Here is a 23,823-nt window from a genome sequence, read left to right as displayed (position 1 = left end):
GATTCCCTATTGGTACTTATCGAGTAGTACATCATGGAGGCGGAGCTTCTAGATTTTAATGTTGACAACCATTTGGTCTGACTATAATATTAGAAGTCCTGCCAACCTTAAAGTTGGCGATAAGGGGACCGAAAGGTTCATTCTTATTTAAAAAGGGTGAGTATTATGAATAAAGAAGAATTAATGGAAAGCGCACGTAACACAAAGAAAGCTGCTTATGCCCCTTATTCTAAATTTCCAGTTGGAGCAGCCTTATTACTTAAAGATGGAAATGTTATTAATGGAGTAAATGTAGAAAATGTATCTTTTGGTGCTACTAACTGTGCAGAGAGAACAGCAATCTTCACAGCTATTACAAAGGGCTATACTAAAGGTGATTTTCAGGCTATAGCTGTAGCAGGTGACACAATGGATTTTCTGCCGCCATGCAGTATCTGCAGACAAGTATTATCGGAATTCTGTTTGCCCGACATGCCTGTCTATTTAACCAATGAGAAAAAAGAAATCTTAGAGCTGAGTTTAAGGGATTTATTGCCTTACGCATTCAAAAATTTAGATATGTAAAAATAATACCTACCATAGTGGAATATCAAAAACACGCGTACCTGTGTTAGACAAGTACGCGTGTTTTTGTGTTTAAAAGCTTTGTCAGAACACAGAGTTCACAGACCAAACACACCGCGTAAATACGTTGTGACTTACCAAATCGCAATTCCAACCTTATCTTTTTCTTTAAGTACTACCTTTATCATTTCCAAAGCATTTCTTACGCTAAATTCAATAAATTCTTTATCATAGTCTGTATGAAGTTCTATAGTATCTAAATTATACTTCCCTTTTGAATTACACTAATTATCAAACTCATATAGTTAAAACCTCTCAATGATTATCTATCATTTTTGATTCTTTTTCCCCATACCTGCTCATCGCCCAGAAACAACTCACTTCCCATTATTCCAGGTAAAAATATTATTCCATCTTTATAAATATTAATGAGTACCGGGTGAGCCTTATCATTGAAACTATAATTGATGTATATCTTTTCTCCATATTTCACGACAGCATTATCTGGGTATACTGATGTACTCAATATTCCGATCGAAGATTGTTGGACTGGATTATTGCTGTATACAGATTCATGAACTGAATTAGCATATGTATAGTTTTGGAGCTTTCCAGTTGGACTAAATAAAGAAGCAAAAACTGTAATAATTATACTTAATGAAAATATTCTTTTCATATTACATTCCCCCTTTGATTATTTCTAACGATTAGATTTTTTCTTATTTTGATTAGATAATATAGAGTTAAGATAAATTGTATAATAGAAATACTCCAAGGAAGTAGAATGAGCATTTCCACTTGATATTTTGGAAAAAATTCAATAGAAACGACAACTCCATACTCACTATCACTGTCACCTTGTATTGCATTGAAAAATAAAAGAAGTAAGAGGCTGGATAGCATAGTTACCAAAAACCAAAAAGCATTGTATTTTATCCTCTGAGTCCTTATAAACAAAAAAGAATTTATAAAACATAATAAAAGTGGTATAAAGTACACCTTAAATGAGAATTTTAATAACTCCGTTCCCCATCCCTCTATTCTTATCTTTAAAAAATAGATTAAGATCAGATGCAGTCCAACCACCAGTAGTACATAAAGTATGGCTTGTAGTCCTGTCTTGAATGACTTCATCTTTCGTCCCCCCTTTCCATTCGTTCACTTAATACTCTAACGATATCATCACCCCTCATCGAGAATTTCTTCTTACTTCAAACACCTATATACCACCCCTGAAATTATATGGATTAATTTTAACTAAACCACTAAATATCCTTATAATGGAATCATCGGGAATTTCAAGGCAGAAAATAATAGTAAACCCCTCTTCCGAGTCAAGATTAGATAATTTATTTGAACTAATTTAAAGTTTATGAACAAAGAACAAAGTAGAAGTTAAGTACAACCCTTTTCATTAGACCTGTTGAGTTCAAATTACTTAGAAAAGCTGTATAGATCGTAAAGCTGGTTACAAATACATAATCTTTTGAATATTTTTCCACATCTATATAGAACCGCTTAAACAGACACCAGTAGTCTATATCAAACCGCCTAACGGTACGGGTGGACGTGGTTTTCTTAGAATCGAGAAAATGAAGAATAAACAAGGCGTCTTTGATATCCAAGGCCGTCGGCAGGATCGCCGTATCATAGCCCCTCGAAAGGTCTCAGCCTCACGACTGGAATCGATTGTTCGTCAATGGTGTATCGGAGGAAGCTTCCTCATTCCACAGGGCATTCCACTACAATTACCTGGCGGACGTTTTCATGATTACCGTATACTTGTTCAGAAGAATGGGCAAGGGGTCTGGGAGCTAACTGGAATGGCCGCAAGAGTTGGTGCTGCACGAAGCATAACCTCTAATCTTCATGGTGGTGGTCACGCGGTTCGTGCAGAGACCTTATTGAAAGAGTGGCTAGGTAGCACAGAGAAAACCGAGAAGGTTATGAAAACTGCCGAAAAGCTAGGTCTTTAGGCCGCTGTCTTTCTAGAGGAAAGCTTTGGTGTATTATGTGAATTAGCTCTTGATCTAGCCATCGATCGTGAAGGAAGGATCTATGTCCTAGAGGTCAACCTGAAGCCTGCCCGAGAAGTATTCGCCCGATCCGGGGACAGCAGCACCTATCGTAAAGCTTTAGTACGCCCTATGGAATATGTATTATGGCTATATAATAATAAAAGGGGCCCCTCGGATGTCGTATACAAAAATTCGGTTGCCTTTACCGAATCTGCTGGTACCAAGGTAGGCATGCAAGGACGGGCAGCGGGCAGCGATATTTGGTTTATGAATATTGACGTGATCTAGGGCTATCGGGGCGTCAGCGTGGATCATGACAAGGGAATGGCGTATGGGATGATATTCATTTTATTGACATTCGTACGGAAAAAATCTTTAATAATGGTACCTCCGGCCAATTTAGGACGGCTCCGATCCTCATCTGGACGGCTAAATATGGCAGTGACGAGGTTGGCCCGCTCAGCAATATAGAAATGTTCGATAGATGGATAGAAAATGGGCTGCAGGATGTATTGAGGGAGGAAGGAATAGTATCCATAGCCTTTTCACCATTGGCCATTAGAAAGTATTTCAAAAGCAATTCTCCAAATATTATTCTAGATGTATTAATTCTTGCAACTAAGGGCAGGTTATCCGCTTCGTACTTTATATTCAATGACAAAACAACTACAACTCATGTTTCTGTTAGACTTAATATAAAAAGCCGATAAACCTTAACAGAAAGGCTTACCGGCTTTAAAAACTTTGTTCTAATGCATAAGCATGCACACACTTGAATATCAATGATTTTTCTCGTTTAAAACGAATTTTTCTCATTTAAAATGAAACATCACACTAAGTTATTCAATTTTTTGTGTCAAATACTTACCCGCAACGACTATACCCACAATTTCCGCAAGTCTTACAACCCTCAATATTAATCAGCGAAGCACCGCCGCAAGAAGGACAAAGGTCACGCGAAGCAGAAGTGTGGCTATGCGCGCCATGTCCGCCCTGACCATCTTCAATAGAAGCTGCCGCAGGAACGCTCGCTTTCAACTCCGCATTTAAAGCTTCATTGAAATCTTCTAGCTCCAAAGTTGCTGCAATCGGTGCAGGCAAATGATCATCATGAGCGTTATTCAGTACATGAGTCTCCAATGCCTTAGCTACAGCATCTGCAATGGATTCTACTCGATTCGCACCGAAGCCGATTGCACCTGATCCGCCGATACCTTTCAGATGTTTGATCAACAATTCTACCTTCTCACCATGATCTCCATAACGGAGGAACAAGGAGCAGACACGACCGAGTGCTTCTGCCATCGCAAAGACATCAGAACCTGCTTTACCTACATTCAGGAAGATTTCTGCCGGTGTGCCATCTAGATCATTGATCGTAATATACGCCATACCAAAAGGTGTGTTGATCTTATAGGTTGCGCCGCGCAGAACCTGCGGACGTTTTTTGTATTGTTTATCCAGCTCTTTAGTAGGAGCTTGAGGTGCTGGGCTTGCCGTTACAACATTTGCTTCAGGAGTCGTTGCAACTTCAACTGCTGGAGCTACCTCTTCTACTGCATCTTCCTTCTTCGAGGTTTGCAGCACTTGCACGTCACGGCTACCGTCACGATAGATTGTAACGCCTTTGCATCCCAGATCGAAGGCCATTTCATACAGCTCAGCCGTCTCTTCTACTGTGAAGTCAGACGGGCAGTTGGCTGTCTTGGAAATCGAGCTATCTACCCAGCGTTGAATCGCTGCTTGCGCACGAATATGATCCTTAGCTGATAAATCCATCGAAGTCACGAAATAATCTGGCAGCTCTTCACCTGGATGAGCTTCAAGCCATTCTTGGGCGATTGGAACGAACTGCTCATCGTAGCCAAGGCGACTTTGACGGAAATATTTAAAGGCGAAATAAGGCTCAATACCTGTCGAGGTGCCTACCATTGTACCTGTGCTACCTGTAGGTGCTTGTGTTATCACTGTAACGTTACGCATGCCATGTTTACGAATCGCTTCACCAACCTCTGGATACGTTTCGAGCATATTTTTCATAAAACCGCTCATTAAATATTTCTCTGTGTCAAAAGCTAGGAAAGATCCCTTCTCCCCAGCAATCTCTGCAGAAGCAAGGTATGCTTCACGAGCCATAAAGCCGTAAAGCTTGTCCAGAAACGCCAAAGATTCCGGGCTACCGTAACGGATGTTCAATTTGATCATCAGCTCAGCAAGACCCATCGTTCCGAGACCCACACGGCGTTCGTTTTTCTGATTCGCTTCATTTTCCGGGAAATGATAAGGCGTCTTATCAATGACATTGTCCAAGAAACGTACGGAATAACGCGTCGTAGTCGCGAGATCTTCCCAGTCTACATCATGATTCTTCTCATCGTAGAATTTGGACAGGTTCACAGCAGACAAATTGCAGACTCCCCAGCCTGGCAGTCCTTGCTCCCCACATGGGTTCGTACAAATGATCGGATTAAAATACCAGCTGTTGGACATCTGATTGTAGTATTCCATGAACACAACGCCTGGCTCAGCGGATTTCCAAGCGGATTCAATAATGGTGCGCCACACATCACGCGCTTTAACGGTGCGATAATGAATAACGTTTTTGCCCGCAGCCTTCCACTTGTCTAGATCGCCATCCCACACATCGTTGTAATCTGGATCTGTAGTATCCGGAAATACGAGATCCCAATCCAGATTTTCTTTTACAGCCTTCATAAAGCTATTGCTCACACATACCGAAAGGTTCGCATTCGTAACTTGACCCATCGTTTGCTTTACGGTAATGAAGTCCTCCACATCTGGATGCCAGTCATTAATCATGAGCATAAGTGCACCACGGCGGCTACCGCCTTGTTCAATTAGTCCAGTGGTATAGCTAAACAGACCGCCCCAAGATACAGAACCACTGGAAGAACCATTAACACCTCTCACAATTGCCCGGCGTGGACGTAGAGAGGATAGGTTAATCCCTACACCGCCACCACGAGCCATAATTTCTGTCATTTCAGACAATGTCTGCATGATGCCGCCACGGCTGTCTTTTGGAGAAGGGATCACATAACAGTTGAATAATGTTAGTTCTTCACTAGCGCCTGCACCCGCTGCAATACGTCCGCCCGGTACGAGCTTCCAATCATCCAGAATCGAACGGAATTTGCCTGCCCATTCTTCTTGAAGCTCGGGCGTCTTCTCCACAGAAGCCATAGCTGTAGACAGACGATCCCACATTTCCTCTGGTGTTTTTTCTATATTAAGCGTCAGCTTTTCAACATCTGATTTCACAAGTTCGCCGCTGCGCGTCTTCACGGTTACGATTCTGCCGTTACGTTCTACGATCTCTCCGACTTCCTTCGTGGGAAACTTCGGATCATCCTTTGTTAGAACGAGTACAACATCGCCCACTTTAGCATTATTGCTGTCGGCATCCTTCCAAGCATAACGATCCAAAAATATTTTTTCACTTAGCCCTTCAAGGCGTTGCTTCCGTTCCACTTTACCCAATAGAAAAACCTCCCGCAATGTAGTAAATATTAGTTCCAATTCAGGTGTGGGCGTACATTTTGTGACCCACAACAAAAACTTCCTTACACTTATCTTCCGTCTTACGGGTGTATGTAGGAAGTTCATCTTGTCAATAACAAATAGCAGCTACGCACTTTAAAAAAATCACATTTTCATGCTTTTGTCACAATATATTGTGTGCGTCAGCTTTTAAACTATACCACATATTGTATCGAAGGTCTTTTTCGAAAATAGAGTTAAGCAGCCGAAATATCGCAAACCTTGCCGCGTTTTCTCGCTTTTACTCTCTTTTTTAAAGGCTATCAAGAAAAATAGAAGGTTATGAATTCTCTTGTTTAAGAGCATACTACTCCTACGAATGATGATATGAAATAGCACCTGAGGAGGCTGTACCATGACGCAATTATTCCGTAATTCTCTACCTCACAAAGGTGGAAAGTCAGCGCCTATACTGCCTGTTCCTCTTTCTTTTGACCGGAATTGGCTGCAGGATCTAGAACTCAAACTAGATAAAGGTGGTCCATGGGGAGACTACCGTCTGTCCAAGCTTGCTGTGCAAGGTGAACAAACGGGTCTAGTAACCAGCTTCGATGAGCTGCAATGCATGAAACATTTATCCGGATTATCCCCGCTTCCTCATCAGCTCGATACCGCGCATAAGGTTTTGTTTGAGATGTCGGGCCGCGCGATTCTTGCAGATGAGGTTGGACTAGGAAAGACGATTGAAGCAGGACTTGTACTCAAGGAATATCTTGTCCGCGGTCTAGTCTCTAAAGTGCTTATTCTGGTACCCGCTTCCCTCGTATTGCAGTGGGTCCGCGAGCTGAATGCCAAGTTTGGCATCTCTGCTGTTGCACAGAAAAAAGCATATTCCTGGGGGAATGCGATTGTCGTCGCATCTATGGATACCGCGAAGCGCGATCCTCATAAAGAGATGCTGCTGGAAAATGAATATGACATGTTGATTATTGATGAAGCGCATAAGCTAAAGAACAAGAAATCGACCAATTATCTATTTGTACAGCAATTACGCAAAAAATATTGCCTGCTCCTAACCGCTACTCCCGTTCAGAATGATCTGGGCGAGCTATTTAATTTGATCACTTTACTGAAACCGGGGCAACTAGGAAATCAGGGTGATTTTGCTTCGAATTTCGTCGTTGATAAACGCCAACCTAAGAATGAAGGTCAGCTAAGGGACGAGCTATCGAAGGTGATGATCCGCAATCGGCGTGGCGAAGGTCCAGTTAATTTTACGAAACGAAAAGTCCGTAATATTCCGCTAGTTCTTTCACAGGAAGAGAGAGTATTATATGACGCTGTCACTTCTTTTGTTAAAGATCAGTATCAGGAATCAGGCGGCAATCTTAGCAGCATGCTTTCCTTGGTAACGCTTCAGCGTGAGGTGTGCAGCAGTAGGGATGCCGTCTTCATCACTTTAGTTAATCTGATCAAGAAGCTGCCTGCTGATTCGCCGAAACGCGATCGGATGATGGAGCTATTGCAGACACTTCGTACGGTTAAGACCAATACCAAAGCCGAAACAACACTATCTCTCATTCAAGAAATGAATGAAAAGGTCATCGTTTTTACGGAGTATCGCGCGACTCAAGAATATTTGCTTCAGTATTTCCGCGAACATGGGCTAATGTGTGTTTCTTATTCCGGCGGGATGAATCGTGGTAAAAAGGACTGGATGATGGACCTCTTCCGCGGTCGTGCTCAAGTCATGATCGCTACTGAGGCGGGTGGTGAGGGCATTAACCTGCAGTTCTGTCACCACATGATCAACTTCGATCTGCCTTGGAATCCCATGAGAGTAGAACAACGGATCGGGCGGGTGCACCGGTTAGGTCAGGAAAATGACGTGGTTATCTATAATTTGTCCACACAAGGTACGATTGAAGAACATATCCTTCATCTGCTACACGAGAAGATCAATATGTTCGAAATGGTCATTGGCGGGCTGGATGTGATTCTGGAGCGTTTTGAGAAGAAAGAATCACTGGAGAAAAGTTTATACAAAATCATGCTCGAATCCCGCTCCGATGAAGAGCTGCGACATGAGTTAGATCATATCGGTGAATCCCTAAGTGAGTTGACTCAGGGTATTAAAAAGGAAAGTGAGACTGCGACATGACCCTCAACTCACAGGAAGTACGCAAACATGTAATGGATTATCTGGAGGCGACAGAATGCTCCATTATTGAAGTATCGCCCATTCACGTAACTGTAAAGCTATCGCCAAGAGCTGACAGAATGCTAACAGATCGACCTTATTACTGGGGGTTCGTGGAACGTACTGGTGTTGATCCGGAGACACTCTCTTTCACTTTTGTATTTGATCCGGAAAAATACGATAGCCAGGCAGCTATAGAAGTTCCGCCAACGGTAAATCACAGCATCGGAGCATTGAATCCGCCAATTACCGGAAACCCAGCGATGGGCGCCACAACAGATGCTGAGGCTAGCGCAGATCTATTGAATCCAACATCACCTGAATCTAATGTGGTTCATGTCCCCTCCTCAAATCCAGAAGATAGCATCCTAGCCCGCTACTTCGGTATTGTACCTGCATTGCCCCGAATTGGGCCCGGTATGATAAGACGTGAAGATATCATCTATGGTAGCAAGCGCCTGCAGCAAATTTGGAGTGCGGCGCAAGATGAAGGGAAATGCCTTTACTTATTTGAAGATCCCGGTAGCAGGCAGCGGAATACACTCTTCTCTGCAGCTTATGAACCGTGGCTCGGCGTCTGCTATAAAGTGGAGATGAGCTGCGATTTGAAACGGGAAGAACTGCATTATCTTGGAATATCGCTGACAAAAGGGACCATCATTGATGACTTTAACACTAAGATAGCCTCGCGGGAGATGATCCCCCGTTTACCAGAAAACGTCCATATTCAGCCTTATGAATTAACAGTGACAGCCGCTACAGATTTATTAGAGGCTCATCTTACCTCTCATCTTGCCGAACTCGATTACACTTGGGCAGAACAGGCACGTGAGCGTCTTAGAATCGAGCTGGCTATCATTGATATTTATTACGGAGAGCTGCTGAAAGAGCCTGATGAAGAAAAACGTTTAGGCACTCAAGAGCAGTATAACCGTCGTCGACAGGAGACCATTTGGCAATATGAGCCGCAAATTGCAGTTTCTGCGATAACCTACGGACTGTTTCATCTGCGAAGCCTATAGAATGCGACCCTACTCGCTAAAAGCAGGCAAAAAAACAAGAGAACTTCCGCCTTCAAGCGCGACAGCAAGCAACAGCCTTTTTATTGCCTGTCCACTACAATAGAGTAAAGCTTAACTTTCCTGACATTTCTTAACAAAGAAAGGTGATCGACGCCATGAAAATAAGTTTGCAACGGAGGCTGAAACTTGCGGGTCAAGGATGCCTCCTCCTGCTTCTAAGCTTTGGACTGTTTGTATCCAGTTCTGGTTCCCCTTCAGCGCTCGCGCTGGCCAGAGTAAGTGTGATCCAGTCAGTCACGCAGGATGCAATTCCTGTATTGAAGATGAGTACCTTACCTTCACCCAGTACGGTCCAAGAATTCGCTAAGGCTACATTGAACAAGCTCGCTGCAGAAGCTCCATTTACAGCCTGGAAGGATGCAAGGATAGAATATTATCCCCTTGGTCCAGGTACTCATGGCTGGCTTGTAAATGTAATGAAGGGTGAAGAGCGGATCGGATACATGATCATTTCTGCCACAGATACAGGCGGATATATGCTAAGTGAATATGGAGCCGGCACTTACGGACTCCCATACAGTTTAAATGATCTGCGCCAGTTTTTGGTGCAGAAAGGTCTCATTACATCATCTTTTTCAGGAACAATAAACCTTACTGCTTTATATGCACCACTTCTACCGGTCTGGAAAATAACTATTGACGAAAAGACGGTTTACATCAATGCTTCCGTACCGCAAATTTTACCTTGGACACTGAGCAAGGCAGAAGAAGTCCTTAAAGAGCAGCCTCCAGTAACAGATGTAATTACTAATCTTAATCCTGACGTATCACCGCTATCGGCCTTCAATAGTGGAGGGTCAGATGATCCTTACGAAGATATCCTTTGGCTGACCGCTCCTAAACTAACTACAGTGAGCGGTGACAATATCGCACTTCTGATCAGACCTAAAGAAAGCATCGCTTATCAAGCTGCTGGACGAAACGACCTTGTCGGGGCACCATTTATGATTACAGGCTATCAGAGCTGGCAGCCTTCTCAAGGTCAAGCTGAGAACAATAAAATTACCGTATACGCGGCCTCAGGCCCTGAAGGAAAACGATACTTACCACTCACTGCACTACAAAATAATGGAACACTGCATAAGCTGCCCGACAGAACGACCAAAGCACTCGGATATAATCGTTAACACAAGCATAAACGCCTTCGGCGTCCTTATGAGGACGGTAAGTGTTTATGCGAGAAATAGAAGGATAATTTATAACGTAAGCATATAAATTCTTATATTTAAACAAATGCAAATAACCTTCCACTGCCACCCATGAATAATGGCACTGGAAGGTTATTTGCTATTTAACCTTTAGTCTTTTTTATCATGACTCCACTTGCTTCGCCAGATAGACCACCCAAGCGGGAGCATGCCAAACCATTTCTGTGACCACGGCTGCTTCGTAGCCGCTCTACGAGCATGAATGGCACGCGGATCCTCGATATATACGACTACCTTCTCCGTTATATACTTTACAAGCTCATCGCCACCGGAAGCCATTTTAACACCTCCTAAAATGTAAGTGAATTCAGATTATCAGCATCCGTTCCATGGTCTTAGTGTGCACCACTCCACTTGGATCTAAACTACAGACTTCTGATTTGTCGAATAGGTTTACCTATTAAAGCACAATCTAACAAAGAATCCAGAAGACGTTATTCACTTGCAAGGAGGCGTTTCACTTGAACAACTGGAGAAAACAATCCTTTTCCAGAACAGCAGCTGCTCTATGTGGCTTTCGAATCACTCTAACTACCCTAGGACTACTAATGTTGTTTATGGGCAGCTCCTTAGCCTCTGCGACACCAGAGAAACCTGTGATGAAGGATGACCGTCAGCATTTATTAGGTCACGGACATCGTATGATCCTAATTGATGCGGGACACGGAGGCATCGACGGTGGAACTTCCTACGGTAATATTCTTGAAAAAGATATCACCTTAGATATCTCACGTCGATTATTTCTACTTCTGGGTAGCGATGGCTTTGACGTTGCTTTAAATCGCAATGGAGATTATGCCCCAAGTGATGAGAACCGCTGGCTGCGTAGTAAATCTCGACATCTTCGGGATCTTGCACAGCGTAAAGAGCTCGCTGAGACATTACCTGCTACTGTAGTGGTAAGCATCCATATTAACTGGGCGCCTTCCCCTTCCAAACATGGTCCACTTGTATTGTACCGTCAAGAGGGCCGTAGCTTCATGCTTGCTAAGTCCATTCAGCATCAGCTAAACAATCTTTACGATGTCGAGGCTCATCCAAGACCAGGCAAGCCCTTTTATTTACTCAACAAAATAACCGCCACAACTGTTATCGTTGAGGCGGGTTTTGTAAGCAGTCCGACTGACCGCGCAAAGTTATGCACCCCTAAAGGGCAGCAACAAATCGCTGAAGCCATCGCTGATGGTATTGTAGCTTATCTTATGGAAGTTTAAGTTGGGAGCTCCATTTCATCTCGTTTTTAACCAGATCAGAAATCCCTATAAACTCAACATTGTCTTTCATCTGTTCAATACCGCTGCGGATTCCTGCGGCGGTCTCTTTCCCAAATACACCAACATGACCAATCGTTACACAAAATCGTTGATCCTTCGCCATGTCTTTGACGAGACCCATTTGTTTCAGAACATGACTTGCTGTATGTGTGTCATCTAAAAAGATATGGTTCTCTACGCGTGGCAACCCCATACGATAAGCCATATTGCCAGCAACGGAACGGTAGTTGGTCTTGCTGTCTACAAAAAATAATCCTCGTTCTTTGCATACAGATAAGATTACTGCCATAATCCGCTCATCTCCGGTAATTTTCGAACCCATATGGTTATTTATCCCGATCGCATAAGGAACATTATCGAGTGCTGCCTCAACCTTTTGTCGCACTTCCTCATCGGACATTTTGGCCAATATGGCTCCTGGTCCAAGCCAATTAGGATTACCTTGGCGCGGCTCCATCGGCAAATGAACCAGAACATCATCTCCGCGTTCATGTGCGCGGGTGGCATCCTTTACGGATGTAGGTAAAAAAGGCATGACGGCTACAGTAAGCTTTATCGGTAACGAGAACATTTCATCTGTCCCCTTCATGCCATTGCCGAAATCGTCAATAATGATAGCAACCTTATCACGTTTAGGTGCACTCTCTTCAAGCTGCGTATTTGTAGCGTTGTCTTTAGACGTGGCAGCAGAGACAGCCGGCGTAGCCGGAACAATTGTGGTAATCAATACTGCAGCAACAGCAAGCCAATTCAGTAAGTAACGTTTAACCTTTCGACTGTCCTTCATCAAGAGGAACGCCTCCTTCGTCTTAAACAATTGTTCTCATTGTTTGGTTCAAGAAGGTTAAATATGTACGAGGAGGGTTCGCAATAATTTACAATCGAGCTGTTGCTAATGCCCGCGCTTGTCTGTGGCAAGGATTGCTTCCAGCACATCCACAGATTGAACTTCAAATGGCATATTCTTCATTGGGCTATCCTGGGAGCAGCTAGCTTCTGCCACCACCATTAATTTATCCATATCGATACTGGTAATCCCAAGCTCCTTAAGTGTAACGGGAAGGCCGACTTTTTTGCAGAAAGCACTGACCTGAGCGATCTCATCTTCTGAAGCCTTCTCCAAGACCAACTGCACGATCGTAGCAAAGGCAACCTTCTCACCATGCAGCACATTCCTGCATTCCTCATGCAGGGTCAGTCCGTTATGAATAGCATGGGCTGCAGCAAGCCCACCGCTCTCAAATCCAACGCCGCTCAAGTAAATATTAGCTTCAACAATATGTTCCACTGCAGAAGAGGTGATCCCCTGTTTAACATCCAGGAGTGCGGATTCACCTTCAGCAAGAAGTGTGTCCAGACAAGCACGTGCTAAAGAGAACGCTGCGATTGTGCAAGTCCCGCCTGCATGAGTAACCGCTCCTGATTGACGGCAAGCTCTTGCTTCGTAATAGGTGGACAAAGCATCACCCATTCCAGCCACCAGCAATCTTGCAGGGGCTTTAGCAATGATATCGATATCTGCGATCACCATATCAGGATTTCTTTTTAATGGAAGGTAACAGTCGAAGTCACCTTCGTCCGAATACAACACTGATAAAGCGCTGCAAGGTGCATCCGTCGAGGCCACTGTGGGTACAATAACTACCGGGAGATCCGCCATGTGGCTTACTGCTTTTGCCGTATCTAGGGTCTTGCCGCCACCGATTCCTAAGATAACTTCAGCGTCCTTCAGGCCAAGTTCTAGCACTATCTCATCCACCTGATTACGGCTGCACTCACCCTTGAATTCGCACATCATAAGGGGAATATCGTTCACTTCAAAGCTGTGTAAGATATCCTCCTTGTACATGGAAAAAATATAAGGATCTACAATCGCAAATGCTCTTTTTGCGCTCAGCTGCAAACAATAATCTCCCAGCTTACGAATCTCGCCATACCCCTGAATATATTTAGTCGGTGAACATATGATCTGCGTCATGGTTTCACTCCTCTTTTTGTATATTCTTTTATTCTAAGGAGTGTTGCTTCAGACTGGCTATAAAAAAAGATCTATCGCGAAAAATCATCTATGAGTATAAATAGTAAACCATTTCAAAATATTCTCAAATTCAGGCCACTTGATGTTTCTTAAATGCCCTATAAGTAAGAGGCAGTAGTAGCACTATAACAACAAGAGCGAAGCCTGCCATGACCTTATATTCTGGAATTAATACACCAAACAGATTAAACAATTCATATGAGGTTATTTTTTTAAAACCGTCAAACATATTACCTGGCAGCAAATCTATCAGATGATTAAACAGTCGGCTGCTCTTGCTGGCAGGAATGAACAGTGGACCAATAACCAATATTCCTATGACAATGATAACAGAAAAGGGACTACTCATAAGGCTGGACAGCCACAGAGTCAATGCTCCCACCATCAGGCAGGCTAGACTACCGATGAGGATCGCCCACAGATACGCTTGGAAGACTGTGAAGGAAACGGGAGCCAAAAGGTCAATCATCTGCACATTTGCTTTCGCACCCTCAAATCCAAATATTCCGAGCAGCAAAAGCGTGTATGCCACGAGCGCTAACAATAGTAGTGCTATAGATAGAATAAAGCCAGCCTTTAATTTGGCGGTGATGACCTTATTGCGACCATAACGAGAAGACAAAATGATCGCATCCGTACCCCGCTGATATTCGTCGGCGAACATGGGAGCGAGGCATATTCCAATGGCCAAAGATATAATTAAAAAGAGGTTTTGAAGATTTTGGAATACTTTTTCCCATCCAGTAACATAGTCCATCTGAAATGGAACACGAAGCTGCTCGTTCATTGTATTAAAGAATGCTTTCTCCTTGACTGAATAATTACCATAAGAATAATCGTAATTTAAATAACCGTTAACTTTTTCAATCCGTTTCTCATAAAACATTTTAGCATCATCTGGTTGCAATCTATCCATTACAGAATAATCATAATTGCTCAAAGGAGAAAATGCGTAACGAATTAAAGTATTGATCTGTTCATCCGGGACTTCATATTTAGCATAAGCTTCATTCTTTAAATTCCCTTTATCATCAATATTGTTCGGATCGAGATGAGCCTTTTTGTGTCGTTCAATCGAATTTTCCAATTTTTCCGTCGTTAAGGGACCGGCAAGCTGACGTCCGTATTCTCTTTGGAGGGAAATTGCAGCCAATCCTTTTAATTCCTCACCATCCTTACCCGTTATGTATGCCCCTGTGACCCTCATGTTAGCTAAAAGTAGGACTACTGCTATTACAATCGCAATTACGACGTAAAACAACTTGCTCCTTATTATTTTCCGCAGTTCAAACCGCGTCAGCGTGTCCATGATTTATGCCTCCTATATAACCTGATGCTTTTTGAATGCCCGATAACTTAAAGGCAGCAATAGTGTTATAGTTATTACCGAGAATCCAACCATTATCTTATACTCAGGAATCAACTGCCACCCAAGTTGGAATACTTCATAACCTGTTATTTTACTAAAGCTGTCAAACATACTTCCTGGCAGCAATTCTATAAGATGATTAAATAGACGACTATTTTTATTTTCAGGAATAAACTGGGTACCTACAAGAAGAATTCCAACAGCTATAATAACGGAAAATGAGTTGCCCATCAGACTGGAGAGCCAAAGTGTCAGCGCTCCCACCAATAGACAAGCAAGGCTACCGATAAGTACCGCCCACATATAGGTTTGCATCACCGTGTAGGGAACAGGAGCCAAAAATTTAATCATCTGCACGCTGGCATTCGCTCCATCGAATCCAAATACCCCTAGAATTAAGAATGTATAAACCCCAATTGCTAACACAATAAGTCCTACAGATATGATAAAGCTTGCTTTCAATTTGGCAGCGATGGCTTTGCTGCGACCATAACGAGTAGATAACACAATGGAGTCTGTTCCTTTCTGATATTCCCCTGCAAATACGGGAGCGAGACAGACCGCAATGACAAATGCAATAATTAGTAAGAGACTCGGCAAATTCTCAAATACATTTTTCCAACCAGTAACATAGTTCATTTGAAAAGGTACCGGAATTTCCTCATTCATTTTGGTGAAAAAAGCTTTCTCTTTGACTGTGTAATTGCTACCTGAGTCATTACTTTTTAAAAATCCTTGGACTTTTTCCATCCGTTTCTGGTAAAATTCCTTAACGTCTTCAGGATTTATTTTGTTTATAAGGTAAAAATCATATCCGCTTGCAGGAGAAAATGCATCTGTAATCAAAAATTGAATTTGATTATCCTTAACGTCATATTTGGCATTTGCTTCGACGGTCATCTCACCTTTTTCATCAAGGTTCTCAGGGTCACGAAGTAATTTTTGATGTCTTTTAACCGCTGCTTCCATCTTTTCTATGGTCAACGGACCGGCAAGCTGCCGATTGTACTCTCTTTCTAATTGGATAGCTGCCACTCCATTCAAGAACTTACCATCTTTTCCTGTGGTTTGTATATTTGCGACTAATATAATGGATAAGAATAACGCCGCCACTATCAAGATTACAATTCCTGCATAAAATGATTTTCGGCGCATGATCTTTCGCAGCTCGAAACGGGTCAATATATCCATAAGTCATGCCCCCTATTTTTCAATAGCCGTAATATCTTCTTCCTCCTGAAAATGGTATAAATAGAAGTCCTCCAGCGTTGGCACGACCGATGTCGCCTGCTCAATAGGTTTCTCTGCGGACACAATTCTCAGTTCCACCTGATCCCCTTCATGCCGCAAATTGCTTACACAATAACGGGCATTCCATTCCTCAGCCTCCCGGACTGGGATACGACATGACCATACGAAGCTCTTCATCGTTGCCGTCAGCTGATCCACCGTGCCGGCTGTCAGCAAACTACCTTTCTTCATTACAAGAATCTGATCAGCAATATATTCCACATCGGATACAATATGTGTCGAAAGAATAACAATCTTGTCCCTACCCAAATCGGCGATAAGGTTGCGGAAGCGGACCCGTTCTTTAGGATCAAGTCCTGCAGTCGGCTCGTCCAGTACCAACAAGCGGGGATCATTAAGTAGTGCCTGTGCGATACCCAGCCGCTGTTTCATCCCTCCGGAAAAAGTGCGGATTTTTTTCCGAGCCACATCATCCAGAGCCACAGTGCCGAGTAGTTCTCGAGCTTTCCCTTTTGATGCCGCCAGCGTCAATCCTTTTAGCGAACCTATGTACCACAGAAATTCCTCTGCACTGAAATCAGGATAATATCCGAAGTCCTGAGGTAGATAACCAAGCAAATCGCGATAGCGTTCCCCCATACGACCAATTTCCTCATTGTTCATCTGTATCGTTCCCGAAGTAGGGTTTAGGATACCGCAGATCATCCGAAGCAATGTTGTTTTTCCAGCGCCGTTTGCCCCCAGTAAACCGTAGACACCATTGGTAAGTCGGATTGAGATTCCGTTTACCGCCTTTTTGGCGGAAAAATGCTTACTCACCTGATTTAAAGTCAGTTCGAGCATTCCAGACTTCCTCCTTTTATTCTCTATTGTTTTGACTTGTCTCACACAATCTTAAAATTGTATTCTTGAGGCCGTTTCCAGGCTTCTGCATGTCCTGCATACCCCTCGAGTCTCGTAAACAATTCCAACCGTAGAAAGCACCAGTAATACCTGCCATAATCCAGTTACTGATGATAAAAACAGTGAGAAGGAATAATTAAATGTAAATATAATCTGCACAATTACCAACAGAGCACAGTAAAGGAGACAATAATATCCACAATTTGATGTACGAATCCGGTTCAATAACCAAAGGGAACCAAGACAAGCAATATTGAAGGGCACCAGCAGATACAGTAGGAGGCTCAAAATCCCCGTCTGTATCCAAACATTCAATAGAACGGCCAGCAAGGTCAAGCCGATAAGATCCGCTATTCCAAGCAAACTCATACGCACCAGCGTCAGTTTCTCTAGTACATGCCGAGTACTTAATTCAATCTCCAGCATATGAAAGGTTAAAGATCGAGTCAGTGTCTGTAGCCCCGTGATCACCAGTAATGGAGCTGAAATAGATGCTAGCATGACAATTTGGATATTTCCGTGAGGATGATTAATGAAGTTATGCAGAAGTAACCCCATTCCAGCAACAATTAACAGCTGTAATGCCCATACCTTCCAACTGATGAAGCGAAGTTGAGCCTTATAGAACTCTGTAAATGAGGTTCTCTGTGTAGCCTGTGCTTGGCGCAGTTCTATAGCTGCCTCATGAATGGTCTCCTCTAACCGCCCCCGATCAACGGGAAACGAAGGGTAGTTTCTTAGTGTAGTTACTATGGAATGTCGCTGCTTCTTCTTCAACGAATTCACTCCTCTCCAAATAGCTTCTTAAAACAATTAGCCCACGCTTCACTCGATATTGAACCATGCATACATTTACTCCCGTAACACGAGCTATGTCGCGGAAGGTCATATCCAGACAAAACCGCATAAAAACCATTTCCCGCTGCTCTTCAGGCAGAAGTAGAAGCAGCTCATGAACCAGATGCTCTCCTTCTACTTGTTCTTCAATGGAGCCGTTTGGCTGTGAAAACGGTTTTTCTGCTTCCTCCACATGCACACAGCACAACGGATACCGTTTTTGCAGATAATCATTGCACAGGTGACGAGCGATTGTGTATAAGTATGCGAGGCATTTTCCTGCATTCTTATATCTGTCAATATATCTGCAAAATCGATAGAAAGTTTCTTGGGTCAGATCCTTCGATTCTTCCTCACTTCGAACCCTGTAGTAGCAATACTTCTGGATTCCGGGGTAATACCTTTCGATCAGCGGTGTTAAGTACTGCGTCTCCCCCTCATGTATTCGCCGGATCCACTCCACTTCATCCACTACGTCCCTCCTCTCTATTATGTTTAACTGATTTATACAGAAAAAAAATGAAGTTACATTGTGACTTTTTCGTGAAATTCTTCAGAAGCTTCCTTTTCGTACGAATCTGCTTGCATCCTGTACAGACTCGCATACACTCCTTTTTTCTGGATCAGTTCGGCGTGCGTGCCTAATTCTCTTATCTCTCCCGACTGAAGAACAATGATGTTATTCACATCTCTGGTATTAACAAATCGATGAGTTACCATTATGCATAATCTACTGAATTTCATTTCCTGAAAACGCATGAAAATTTCATGTTCTGAGATCACATCCAATGATGCAGTTGGCTCATCCAGAATTAGTATAGCGGAGGGCTTCATTAACGCCCGCGTAATGGCCAGCTTCTGCCATTGACCCAGCGATAAATCGACACTGCCGGACCATTCCTTTTTTAGTCTGGTCTCATATTTCTCAGGAAGTTGGGCAATAAATTCATCTGCTCCCGAGTTTTTTGCCGCGTCAATTATTTTGTCCAGATTGTTTACCTCTTCCAAATTCCCCAAACCGATATTAGTTTTTATATCAAAAGGATACTGTATAAAGTCCTGAAATACCGCGGCGACATTCAGAAACAAGCTCGAACGATTATATTCACTAATATTTATACCATCTACAAATATTTCTCCTTCAGTTGGCTGGTATAAGTTCAACATCAACTTAATGAAGGTTGTTTTTCCGGAGCCATTCAAACCCACAAGTGCGTAGGCATGGTCTGCTTCCAGCACCACATTGATATTCTTAAGTACATAATGATTCGTACCTGGATACTTAAAGGAAACTTGCCTAAATTCTATCCGCTCAAATGGAACGGGAAAGTCCCTTTTACCGTCCTGATTCTCTTCGGGAGTCTCTAGCAAATGAAATATACTCTGCATATATAGACAATTCTCATAAGCCATCGATAATAACGAAAGAATATTAGACACAGTATTCTTTAAGTTATCTATTGCGGTTACATACATCGTTAATGATCCAATTGTTAACCTGCTGTTCACACAAATAATAACAACCAACACCTTAATGAAATACATCATCGCATTATCTATGATATCAACCAAAGAAGTTTCTATTAAAAAACGCTTTCTAATTTTTTTATCCTCACGTATGTATTTCTCCAATATTTCAAGAATAGTTTTGGTGAGATATTGATCTGCACGAGAGATTTTTAGTTCCTTGACATAATTATTTGTGATTAATATTGTTTTCAAATGTCTGACAAATCGATTTTGTTCAAACCGTTCATTGAAAACATCAAACCACTTATTAAGAATTCTAATGCTGATATAAAACATGGGAACCGCAGAAACAAGACATAGTAACACGATGGAAGTTTTCAGGAACACAAGAATACCTATAACGCCAAATAGAGTCGTAATATTGTTTATTAAATTCACCGTTGTCTGCAGAATACTTATACTTCGATTCAACGACTGGTCACTAGACTTCTGAATTTGATTGTAAGTGTCGGAGTCATCAAAATCTTTCATTTCCAAAGTCATTGTTTTTTGCAAAATTTTATCGGTTATAACTTTATTCAAATGAGCTGAAAACAAGTTCTGCACATAATTTGATACCTTTCCCAAAACGGAGGCAAGCAGTACAATAAGAAAATTCACAGTCAACCACAATAACATTTTTTTATAAGAGGTTAAAGGAACAGAAAGAATTTCTGTCGCCGCATCCATGAACTCTTTCCATACCCATAATTTCCCTGGAACCGTTAATCCGATAAGTGTATCGACAAAAAAAATGAAAAGAAAAGTACCTGGACTAGTCTTCCAAAGAAGAACAAGGGTTTTAAAAAAAATCAATGAATTTCCCTTCAGTATTTTCGCTTTTTTAATCAAGTTCATTATCACCCTTTAGGTAGAGGTAACTATTTTGCACGGAGCATTTAATATCCAGTTTTTGTAAATGACGATATCACTTATCTCTATTTGATCAAGCGTTTCCTTTAACTGCTTGTAATGTTTGCAAGTTATATGGATGGGTTCACCGTAAAAAATATGAGAGGATACATTCTGGAATAATTGTATTCTGCTCGCCTGGTTTGGTTCACTCAAATATGGAGAAATGCTTTCTTTTAATACTCTCAGTCTCTCTTCTGTAATCGTTAGTTGCTTTAAACGCTCTACAATATCTTCTGCAAATGAAGAGATTGTATCATCTGCGGAAATAAAAGTTAGCGTAAATACAGCATAATAAAAATAAGCTGACACATGCTTATCCGATACTGAGACGCCCGAGCACTTATGATCATAGGGAGATAAAATCGCATATTCTTCAATACTTGTCTGCACGATGATTTCAAATAACATCCTGGTCAATTTTGTTTTCAAATCCACTAACCGGTAGGGTTGTTGATAATAGATTTCTAATATTTTTTGATCGAAAGGATGCTCCAATCTGCAAACTGACAAGTTGAACTTATGATGTTCGGCGTAACCGCCACCTACATCAGGATTTAAAGGGATAGGAAATACTGTCTCCATGCTTGGTATTGATCGATATAGATCAGATATAATTTCAGGCACCTGAAGTCCTGTAAAATAAATGAGTGCCAACTTATCCGGTGTATAGTTGTTCTGGATAAATGAGACCGCATCCTTCATTTGTAGTTGCACAATCTCATCAAACTTTCCTACCGGAAGTTCATTGATTTGGCTATGCGTTATAAACGAAATGAGGTCCTGCTGCCAGTACCACTGCGGTCCTTTCTGTTTACATTCAGCCAATATCTCTGTTTTTGATATATTAAAAGTTTCCTTGGTTATAATAGCAGTACTTAGAACCAGTTTTAAAATCTGATGGAATTTATGGATGTTATCCATATGTGACGGAAAAGAAAACATCAGGACCGTTTGACCATAGTTGGTGAATCCTGATGAGCGAAATCGAATCTCATTAAATTTCAGGAAACTGTTAGACGATGTCGGGATATAATGCCGATATGCAAGACAAATATGCTCAACCAGATGTGCTATACCATTTTTACCCGGTGGTTCCTGGCCACATCCGGCTTTAATACATACCATCACCAGCGTCTCTTCACATTCATCGTTAATAATATATATATTGTTTTCTTGATAAAAAGATAATTTTGGTTTCATTCCTAAACCTATCTCCTTGATAAGAAAATATAAACCTATTAAATTAAAAGGTGAGCTAACATAAAGTTAGATCACCTTTTTTTAAAGTTCAAATCAGTTACGATCCATCACTTGCCAAAGTAGTATTACGTTCTTTATTATCAGTAATATTGCTGTTGCATCCGCAGCCACAATCTGGAACAAACCAATATCATGCTCTGTCCCCAGTTTTATCATGTTGATCAGGAGTGCCCGTATTACAAATACAGTTACACTTATGTGCAGCTGTCACTGCATCATCTTTATTGCGAAACAAAGGATTGATTACTAACATGGTCCATTCACCTCCTCTATTATTAATTAATTTATATTAATCCTCAAAATATGAGGAAAAATATCATCAATAAATTTCAGTATGTTCCAAGAACCCTAACTTCTCAGGCGAATTTTCCCGTACTGTATGATAAAGAACTAAATCTTTGAGATGCACACTTCTGCGCAAGTTGCATTTTCTGTTTTTTTCATATGAATCAAATTCGGTTTCTGTATAGTTATGGGCATAACACACAGAACACAATCTGATCGCCCAACAGTTTTGGCATTGCTCGATAGAACCTTTGGAATAATCTTCAACATAGTATTTTTTCAGACGACTAAAGTCGATGCCATCCACGATATTCCCGATGGAAGGGGAAACACCTACTCGTTCACAAACATATAATTCGCCCGCTGTAGTGATATAAAGTCTACGCGCACCAGGAATACAGCAGCCATTAAACGGATAAAATTCACCGGGGGTATCCGTAAGATAGCGTTTTTCTATGCTGATTAATGAGCTTTCGATTCCCGACGCAGAAATGTTATTGATATCATCCCTTATGACGGGACGATTTAAGGCCCGTTCTTCCAACCAAGTCCACAAAGGATCCATGACCTTCGGATTGACATTATTATTGTCCTTCAGCTTAATTTCCGTATTTGGAAGACTACCTTCCGCGAGATAGCCAATATTGATATCAGTGTTGGGTGGCAAGAAATCCAAGCCGGCGAAAAAGGAGTTGATATCATTCAACTTGTCGTGCGAAAATGGAGGTGCAAATACTGCGTTGATGGAAAGTGCATTTTTACTTTTCGAAAATGAATCACTCATAAGCTTCAGGCCACGAATAGCCCGTGAGTAGCTGCCTTCACCATTAGCATATTTTCTATATGAATTTTGTACGTATTCCGGCCCATCCAGACTACAAACAACACCCATACCTGGGACAAATGCCAAATAATCCGCGATTTCTTTAGTCACCAATGTCAGATTCGTTGTCAATGAAAAGGTTATTTTTTTTCCATTTAGGGTTTTCAACGAATACTCGACTGCCCATTTCAATAAATCAAACTTCAGTAGCGGTTCTCCGCCATAAAAAGTAACGGCTATTTTATCTCCAGAATGTTTTGCCGCATAATCAATACTTGCCTTCGCAATTTCCAGGCTCATATCACTGTTGTTAAAATCTCTGTTCAAGTCACAGTCTTCATTGTAAATGCAATATCCACAGCGCAAATTGCAACGACCGGTTAATTCTAGAATCACTTGAGATAACTCATTGTTAACCTGCTCCTCTAAAAGCTCGTTATGACCAGGAGTATACAAACGGTCGGGCTTAAATGCTCGAAACAGATGTTCATCGACTACCGTTTGACAAAAATCATTGATCGCTGAGATCGATATCCCTTGTACTCTCATCAATTCATTGACATCATTAACATCAGGTAATTCAAAGAGGGACTGCATTATCTTTAAGGCATCATCATCCAACTGCAGCACCTTTCCCGTTCCGGTGTCATAATAGTAGATATTCTGCCCCGTTGAGAAGAGCTTACCAAAACGATGAATCCCACTATAATGTTTTATTCCAAACAAACGCTCGATTTCCTCATGACACTTTAATGTACTCATTTTCCCACCTCTTTCTTAGAATCA

General features: G+C 41.9%; 19 protein-coding genes and 1 pseudogene. 6 read left to right on the top strand and 14 right to left on the bottom strand.

The window, feature by feature from the left end; all coding sequences use genetic code 11:
* Positions 1–165 precede the first annotated feature (165 nt).
* Entirely contained in the window at positions 166–564 is a 399-nt protein-coding gene (locus tag MHI27_RS10590; RefSeq protein WP_036689594.1) for a cytidine deaminase, read from the top strand.
* Between the two features lie 322 nt (positions 565–886).
* Here MHI27_RS10590 and MHI27_RS10585 read toward each other — a convergent pair whose 3' ends face one another.
* Positions 887–1,240, bottom strand: coding sequence for a hypothetical protein (locus MHI27_RS10585; protein WP_405176202.1), 354 nt, complete (start codon positions 1,238–1,240; stop codon positions 887–889).
* On the bottom strand, positions 1,237–1,698 hold the full coding sequence (locus MHI27_RS10580) for a hypothetical protein (RefSeq protein ID WP_405176201.1): 462 nt from the start codon (positions 1,696–1,698) through the stop codon (positions 1,237–1,239). Before MHI27_RS10580 ends, MHI27_RS10585 begins: the two co-directional genes overlap by 4 nt.
* 356 nt (positions 1,699–2,054) lie before the next feature.
* Between MHI27_RS10580 and MHI27_RS10575 the strand changes: the two are divergent.
* A pseudogene (locus MHI27_RS10575) lies at positions 2,055–2,870 on the top strand (YheC/YheD family protein).
* A gap of 576 nt (positions 2,871–3,446) precedes the next feature.
* Here MHI27_RS10575 and MHI27_RS10570 read toward each other — a convergent pair.
* Positions 3,447–6,083 carry an adenosylcobalamin-dependent ribonucleoside-diphosphate reductase gene (locus tag MHI27_RS10570; protein WP_405176200.1) on the bottom strand — a complete coding sequence of 879 codons (2,637 nt, stop codon included), beginning with the start codon at positions 6,081–6,083 and terminating at the stop codon, positions 3,447–3,449.
* 415 nt (positions 6,084–6,498) lie between these two features.
* Between MHI27_RS10570 and MHI27_RS10565 the strand changes: the two genes are divergently transcribed.
* The 3 genes from MHI27_RS10565 (at position 6,499) to MHI27_RS10555 (ending at position 10,492) form a co-directional block, all read left to right on the top strand.
* Positions 6,499–8,244 carry a DEAD/DEAH box helicase gene (locus tag MHI27_RS10565; protein WP_234541793.1) on the top strand — a complete coding sequence of 582 codons (1,746 nt, stop codon included), beginning with the start codon at positions 6,499–6,501 and terminating at the stop codon, positions 8,242–8,244.
* Positions 8,241–9,305: a YqhG family protein gene (locus MHI27_RS10560; RefSeq protein ID WP_339270329.1), complete on the top strand. Its 1,065-nt coding sequence runs from the start codon at positions 8,241–8,243 to the stop codon at positions 9,303–9,305. The genes MHI27_RS10565 and MHI27_RS10560 overlap by 4 nt, the downstream gene beginning before the upstream one ends.
* Before the next feature lie 155 nt (positions 9,306–9,460).
* Entirely contained in the window at positions 9,461–10,492 is a 1,032-nt protein-coding gene (locus tag MHI27_RS10555) for a hypothetical protein (protein ID WP_405176199.1), read from the top strand.
* Between the two features lie 171 nt (positions 10,493–10,663).
* On the opposite strand, the gene MHI27_RS10550 is transcribed toward MHI27_RS10555, so the two are convergent.
* Complete coding sequence (locus MHI27_RS10550) at positions 10,664–10,852, bottom strand: YqzE family protein (RefSeq protein ID WP_042186941.1); 189 nt, start codon at positions 10,850–10,852, stop codon at positions 10,664–10,666.
* A gap of 182 nt (positions 10,853–11,034) precedes the next feature.
* On the opposite strand from MHI27_RS10550, the gene MHI27_RS10545 reads away from it, so the two are divergent.
* Positions 11,035–11,787, top strand: coding sequence for an N-acetylmuramoyl-L-alanine amidase (locus MHI27_RS10545; protein ID WP_231573420.1), 753 nt, complete (start codon positions 11,035–11,037; stop codon positions 11,785–11,787).
* Here MHI27_RS10545 and MHI27_RS10540 read toward each other — a convergent pair.
* From MHI27_RS10540 to MHI27_RS10495, 10 genes are all read right to left on the bottom strand, one after another.
* Positions 11,774–12,634: a divergent polysaccharide deacetylase family protein gene (locus MHI27_RS10540; protein WP_405176198.1), complete on the bottom strand. Its 861-nt coding sequence runs from the start codon at positions 12,632–12,634 to the stop codon at positions 11,774–11,776. The genes MHI27_RS10545 and MHI27_RS10540 overlap by 14 nt on opposite strands.
* Before the next feature lie 105 nt (positions 12,635–12,739).
* Positions 12,740–13,825, bottom strand: coding sequence for a glycerol dehydrogenase (locus MHI27_RS10535; RefSeq protein ID WP_405176197.1), 1,086 nt, complete (start codon positions 13,823–13,825; stop codon positions 12,740–12,742).
* 130 nt (positions 13,826–13,955) lie between these two features.
* Positions 13,956–15,194: an ABC transporter permease subunit gene (locus MHI27_RS10530; protein WP_149643997.1), complete on the bottom strand. Its 1,239-nt coding sequence runs from the start codon at positions 15,192–15,194 to the stop codon at positions 13,956–13,958.
* 12 nt (positions 15,195–15,206) lie between these two features.
* Positions 15,207–16,445 (bottom strand): ABC transporter permease, encoded by a 1,239-nt coding sequence (locus MHI27_RS10525; protein ID WP_405176196.1) that lies wholly within the window; start codon positions 16,443–16,445, stop codon positions 15,207–15,209.
* Positions 16,446–16,457: 12 nt separating this feature from the next.
* Entirely contained in the window at positions 16,458–17,348 is an 891-nt protein-coding gene (locus tag MHI27_RS10520; RefSeq protein WP_339247011.1) for an ABC transporter ATP-binding protein, read from the bottom strand.
* A 51-nt stretch (positions 17,349–17,399) separates the two neighbouring features.
* Positions 17,400–18,185 carry a hypothetical protein gene (locus tag MHI27_RS10515; protein ID WP_341127709.1) on the bottom strand — a complete coding sequence of 262 codons (786 nt, stop codon included), beginning with the start codon at positions 18,183–18,185 and terminating at the stop codon, positions 17,400–17,402.
* On the bottom strand, positions 18,121–18,717 hold the full coding sequence (locus MHI27_RS10510) for a sigma-70 family RNA polymerase sigma factor (RefSeq protein WP_341127708.1): 597 nt from the start codon (positions 18,715–18,717) through the stop codon (positions 18,121–18,123). Before MHI27_RS10510 ends, MHI27_RS10515 begins: the two co-directional genes overlap by 65 nt.
* A 53-nt stretch (positions 18,718–18,770) precedes the next feature.
* On the bottom strand, positions 18,771–20,570 hold the full coding sequence (locus MHI27_RS10505) for an ABC transporter ATP-binding protein (protein WP_405176195.1): 1,800 nt from the start codon (positions 20,568–20,570) through the stop codon (positions 18,771–18,773).
* A 51-nt stretch (positions 20,571–20,621) separates the two neighbouring features.
* Positions 20,622–21,869 (bottom strand): insulinase family protein, encoded by a 1,248-nt coding sequence (locus MHI27_RS10500; protein WP_405176194.1) that lies wholly within the window; start codon positions 21,867–21,869, stop codon positions 20,622–20,624.
* Between the two features lie 379 nt (positions 21,870–22,248).
* The gene (locus tag MHI27_RS10495; RefSeq protein WP_405176193.1) at positions 22,249–23,799 is read right to left on the bottom strand and encodes a radical SAM protein; all 1,551 of its coding nucleotides are present in this window, start codon (positions 23,797–23,799) and stop codon (positions 22,249–22,251) included.
* Between the last annotated feature and the right edge of the window lie 24 nt (positions 23,800–23,823).

The organism is Paenibacillus sp. FSL H8-0261, from assembly GCF_045040645.1.
In the GTDB taxonomy this organism is placed as follows: domain Bacteria; phylum Bacillota; class Bacilli; order Paenibacillales; family Paenibacillaceae; genus Paenibacillus_AQ.
This window is presented reverse-complemented; position numbering and strand designations above follow the sequence as displayed.

Coding starts and splice junctions, on each gene's coding strand:
- MHI27_RS10530 (WP_149643997.1), bottom strand. CDS start 15,194: ATGGACACGCTGACGCGGTTTGAACTGCGGAAAATAATAAGGAGCAAG.
- MHI27_RS10550 (WP_042186941.1), bottom strand. CDS start 10,852: ATGGCTTCCGGTGGCGATGAGCTTGTAAAGTATATAACGGAGAAGGTA.
- MHI27_RS10590 (WP_036689594.1), top strand. CDS start 166: ATGAATAAAGAAGAATTAATGGAAAGCGCACGTAACACAAAGAAAGCT.
- MHI27_RS10565 (WP_234541793.1), top strand. CDS start 6,499: ATGACGCAATTATTCCGTAATTCTCTACCTCACAAAGGTGGAAAGTCA.
- MHI27_RS10585 (WP_405176202.1), bottom strand. CDS start 1,240: ATGAAAAGAATATTTTCATTAAGTATAATTATTACAGTTTTTGCTTCT.
- MHI27_RS10520 (WP_339247011.1), bottom strand. CDS start 17,348: ATGCTCGAACTGACTTTAAATCAGGTGAGTAAGCATTTTTCCGCCAAA.
- MHI27_RS10525 (WP_405176196.1), bottom strand. CDS start 16,445: ATGGATATATTGACCCGTTTCGAGCTGCGAAAGATCATGCGCCGAAAA.
- MHI27_RS10580 (WP_405176201.1), bottom strand. CDS start 1,698: ATGAAGTCATTCAAGACAGGACTACAAGCCATACTTTATGTACTACTG.
- MHI27_RS10560 (WP_339270329.1), top strand. CDS start 8,241: ATGACCCTCAACTCACAGGAAGTACGCAAACATGTAATGGATTATCTG.
- MHI27_RS10500 (WP_405176194.1), bottom strand. CDS start 21,869: ATGAAACCAAAATTATCTTTTTATCAAGAAAACAATATATATATTATT.
- MHI27_RS10555 (WP_405176199.1), top strand. CDS start 9,461: ATGAAAATAAGTTTGCAACGGAGGCTGAAACTTGCGGGTCAAGGATGC.
- MHI27_RS10535 (WP_405176197.1), bottom strand. CDS start 13,825: ATGACGCAGATCATATGTTCACCGACTAAATATATTCAGGGGTATGGC.
- MHI27_RS10495 (WP_405176193.1), bottom strand. CDS start 23,799: ATGAGTACATTAAAGTGTCATGAGGAAATCGAGCGTTTGTTTGGAATA.
- MHI27_RS10540 (WP_405176198.1), bottom strand. CDS start 12,634: ATGAAGGACAGTCGAAAGGTTAAACGTTACTTACTGAATTGGCTTGCT.